This window comes from Burkholderia alba (assembly GCF_034721475.1).
In the GTDB taxonomy this organism is placed as follows: Bacteria; Pseudomonadota; Gammaproteobacteria; order Burkholderiales; family Burkholderiaceae; genus Burkholderia; species Burkholderia alba.
This window is the reverse complement of the sequence record NZ_JAWJWL010000091.1, coordinates 1-4,097: the sequence shown is the minus strand read 5'-3', so window position 1 is coordinate 4,097 and position 4,097 is coordinate 1. Positions and strand designations below refer to the sequence as shown.

Sequence of the window (4,097 nt, the reverse complement as noted above, 5' to 3'; positions counted from 1 at the left end):
TTGCAGCTGCGCCTGCCTTCGCCGTCACCGTGAGCCGTGCCGACGGTCAGCCGATGAACCCCAACGGCGAGCCGTTCACCGCCACGGGGGCGACCAATCTCAACAAGGGCGTTTCCGCGGCATGTACGGCTACGTTCAGCGGCACGATCACGGCGAGCGGCATCGTCCAGATCACGACGGCGACGTTTGCGGGCGGCAACTTGTGTGGCGCGATCTCCGCTGTCACTCCGTGGAACGGGCAGGCTGACACCACGACGCAGCTGTCGATTAACAATGCGGCTGTCAACGTGCAGCTCCTCGGTAGCTGCGGTCCGAGCAAGATCGTGACGGCATTCAACGGGACCGATTCGTCGCTGACGTTCAATAACGCGACGCTGTCGGGCGGCTGTACCGTCAACGGCACGGTCAACACGTCGCCGAAGTTCCTCGTGAAGTAAGCAAACACGTGCCCAGCGGGCGGCCAGCCCGACCGCATACGCTGCAAGTCGTGCCTACGCGTGCGACCTCTGTTACCAGAGGGTCCGCACGTGTTCCGTCGACACATCGCATCGATTTTCTGGATTCCCAATGCTGACCTACAACACCCTGTACCGTCCCGTCGACGACGGGTCGGTCGAGCAGCTGCAAATGGCGGCGTGGCTTCAATACTTGCTTGATCGACTTGACCTCGCGTGCACCATATCACTTGCCGGGCGCGAGACCCATCTCATTGCGCTTGCAAGCCGCACGCGGCATGCACTAGACGAGCAGATGCGACAAGGCGGGTCAGCCGATCTCGCACTGCTCATACCTTGGCTTAACGCGCTGCTGGGCGACGACGCATACAAAATCACGGATTGGGCAGCGGGTGCATCCGGTCAGTTTCTCGGAGAATATCAACTAGCAATTGTTGAGCGACACTTTCCTGGGTCGCAGGCTATTTATGCCTCTGCGCACGGTCTCACTCACGCGTACGGATTTCATGATTCAGCGATGGGCTGGGCGGCACTCGAAGCGATCGAGCTTGGCCTCCATACGTCCGCGCGCGAATCCGAAGCCATACTGACTTATGTGCGATGGGCACGCTCCACAGGTCTACCCGCAGAACACATTATTGACGAAGTGATAGGGCGCGTTTGGCAGTCCGATGAAGCCGAGAGGCGCATAGACGAGATGGCAGCACTCGTTGACTGCGCGGCGGCACTCGCCAGGCGCACTGATACAGCACTTGCATTATATGGCGGCGAGCACAACAAGATCGCGTTCGCAATCGAACGCGACAGAAAAGACCTCGGTACTACAGATGGCTTGTTGGCGGCGCTCGCTGTCTGTCGACTCGAGCGACTTATCGACGCTGGGGCGTTTTGGCCATACTACCTGCTCGCGGGTATCGTTACTTCGGCACCACACGTGGTTGAGGCGATCGGACAGCGGTTCTATGGTATGACTTGGCATAAATGGCTTAACGCACTGCTCGCGAAACACCTGGACGAAGAAATCGTTCCGCGCGAGGAGGCGGTGTGGTCGCGGTTGCGTACAGCAATGAGTTTCTCGGCAGCAAGTAATCCAATTGTTCATAGACGGCGTCGATTGCCACGTTGACCACTGCCCATTGGTTCTGTCGAACGAGAAGAGCACGTTGTCCAAGGTTTGCGGCGGAAGCTGCGAATCCATATCGACATACCGGAATGAAATTTCTACCTTCATCAACACAAGGCGAAGGCAACCCATATCCATAATCACCGTCAGATCCGTTCGGCAATGGCGCATTGACGAATCACACTTCGCACGTACTCAATCGGCTCTGACATTATTTGCGAACAGCACAGCCACCGTGCCAAACACGCAGACCATGCCGACATAGAGGGCTGGTGCCATCGCTGCAGTGAGGTCACATTCATGTCACAACGAAAACCGACCGCGCCCCGCCGCACCGGGTCGGTCGACCGCGGTCAGTTGAGCAAGCGCATGTTGCTGCCGATGCCACGACACGAGATCGAAGCCTTATCGCTTAAGTACCGGACTGTGTTCGAAGCGCTGCGCATGAGGTGCGGCTCGGCCTATGGATTGAGGGCCTTGCTGCAGATGGTGATCGTGACCAGTTTTATCGATGAGGCCCGTCGTCATGAGATCCGAGCCGAGGTGCTCGTCGCCGCTCAGCAGGGAATCAACGCAGCATTCGAGCGCGGCAAGCAGGACAGAGAGTGGTGGCTGGACATGGACACCGAAGAGCTGGTCGCGTCGCTGCTTACCTGGCACGACGATCAGCTACGCACCACGCCGCTTGCTGTTTTGATGGAAGCGATCGAACGTTTAGAGCGCTTCACATCTGGAAAATCCTACGATCGGCCGCCGGTTCGGCCGATACCTTGATGTGTTGGAAGAGAGGCGATCGTGATCCGCTAGCAACGCGTACAACGCGTCTCGATTCTTCGGATCCGGTTTGAACCACGCGTCAACGTGCTCCAATTTCTGAACTGCCTTGGGAATGTAAGAGACCTCGGATCTTAGCTGTAACAGGAGATTTGGAGTATGGGAAACGGGCGGTGGTGCACGGATAGAGGAAGGTAATAGACTGAAGGTCCGATTGTCTGGTTTAGGCTGCATGCCACACAAACACAACGCTGATCAGCTCCTAACGTTGAGATAGGGGTAGCCGGAACGATGTAACTCGCAAACCGTGCTACTCGGAGCTGGCCAAAATTTCAGCGTTTATTGCAACGTGACCGAATCTTGATATGACAGCTTCTCGCATCTATCTCGCTGGATTCGACGTTTTTCGCGCCGACGCTTATCAGCACGGGGGATATCTCAAAACGCTATGCGAGCAAGCGGGACTGCTTGGTCTGTTTCCACTCGACCTGGAAATCGATGATGAGACGGGCACGTCCCTACAAGTTGCGCGAATCTACGAAAGCAATCTTTCGCTACTTCGCTCATGCGACGTCGTCATGGCCAATCTCGATGATTTCCGAGGCGCCGGCGAACCCGATTCGGGTACCGCCTTTGAAGTGGGTGTCGCCGTCGCGCTGAATAAACTGGTGTTTGCCTATACAGAGGTCATCACGCCACTCATTGGGCGGATTTCTCATCGACGCAACAGCTTCGGACAGGCGTACTGTGAGCGCGGCTATCGTATCGAGGATTTCGGTCTTCCGATGAATTTGAAGCTCGCCTGTTCGGTAACCCTGGTCGAGGGCGGCCCGGTCGAGTGTCTCGCCGAACTGGTGAAGGTACTCGACGGACTTGCCGGATAGTGTCAACGGGAAACCACCCCATGCTGATCCGCAAACAGGGACGTAATATCAAGCTGCTGCGCATCGAATACGTAGCGGGAACACTCCGCGCCCACCATGTCGTGGTCGGTATATTTCGTGCCGATACCGGCGTGCCAACGCCGCTGCTCGAGGAGTTGACGCTCGACGAGCGTCTGACGCTGTTGCGGTGGGTCACCGCTCATCGGGAAAACCTGGTTCGCGTGAAGGCCCAGCTGGTGCTGAGGCAAGCGCGACGACAGCTCGTGACGCTCATCGCGGCGCTCGACGTGGCAGCCGACACGCTATCGCCCGCCGATGCCGACGGTATTTGGATCCAGCTACAGGCGGTTGCGCAAGCGTTGCGGCGCGGTGGGCATTTGGGAACCAGTCACGCTACGGTAGCCCCGGCGCCGCCACCTGACCAACAGGATCTCGTCGACGAATTCGTACCCACTCGTCCCACGAAGTAAAATCGTGACATCTGTCCCCCAAGAAAGCCCTGTACGGCATTGTCACGTTGATCAGGTGGTCGGTAGCGTAGGATGTCGAAATAAAAAAGCAATGGCTCGATCGTGGACATCGATTCCCGGCGGCCATCATCAGTCAGGCCGTGCGTTGGTATTTCCGCTTCCAGCTCAGCCTGCGTGACATCGAAGAACTTATTTTCGCGCGTGGTGTCGTGGTGAACCATGAAACGATTCGACGCTGGTGCGACAAGTTTGGGGCGGGGTTCGCCCATCGCGTCAAGGCCGTCCGGCGCAAGCCGGGCGGCACCTGGCATCTGGACGAGATGGGGGTGTCGCTGCGCGGCGAGCTCTATCTGCTTTGGCGCGCCGTCGACGAACATGGTGCCGAACTCGA

5 protein-coding genes and 1 pseudogene are annotated in these 4,097 nt (G+C 57.9%); all 6 read left to right on the top strand.

Annotated elements, in window-relative coordinates; genetic code table 11:
* Positions 1-437 (top strand): hypothetical protein (locus RZR99_RS32240; RefSeq protein ID WP_323123745.1); only part of this gene is annotated, 437 nt, incomplete at its 5' end.
* Between the two features lie 130 nt (positions 438-567).
* Positions 568-1,581 carry a hypothetical protein gene (locus RZR99_RS32235; protein WP_323123744.1) on the top strand — a complete coding sequence of 338 codons (1,014 nt, stop codon included), beginning with the start codon at positions 568-570 and terminating at the stop codon, positions 1,579-1,581.
* 297 nt (positions 1,582-1,878) lie between these two features.
* Positions 1,879-2,352 carry a hypothetical protein gene (locus RZR99_RS32230; protein WP_323123743.1) on the top strand — a complete coding sequence of 158 codons (474 nt, stop codon included), beginning with the start codon at positions 1,879-1,881 and terminating at the stop codon, positions 2,350-2,352.
* Positions 2,353-2,717: 365 nt separating this feature from the next.
* Positions 2,718-3,236, top strand: a complete 519-nt coding sequence (locus RZR99_RS32225) for a nucleoside 2-deoxyribosyltransferase (protein ID WP_323123742.1) — start codon at positions 2,718-2,720, stop codon at positions 3,234-3,236.
* 20 nt (positions 3,237-3,256) lie between these two features.
* On the top strand, positions 3,257-3,706 hold the full coding sequence (locus RZR99_RS32220; protein WP_323123741.1) for a hypothetical protein: 450 nt from the start codon (positions 3,257-3,259) through the stop codon (positions 3,704-3,706).
* 80 nt (positions 3,707-3,786) lie between these two features.
* A pseudogene (locus tag RZR99_RS32215) lies at positions 3,787-4,097 on the top strand (IS6 family transposase); the annotation flags it as partial.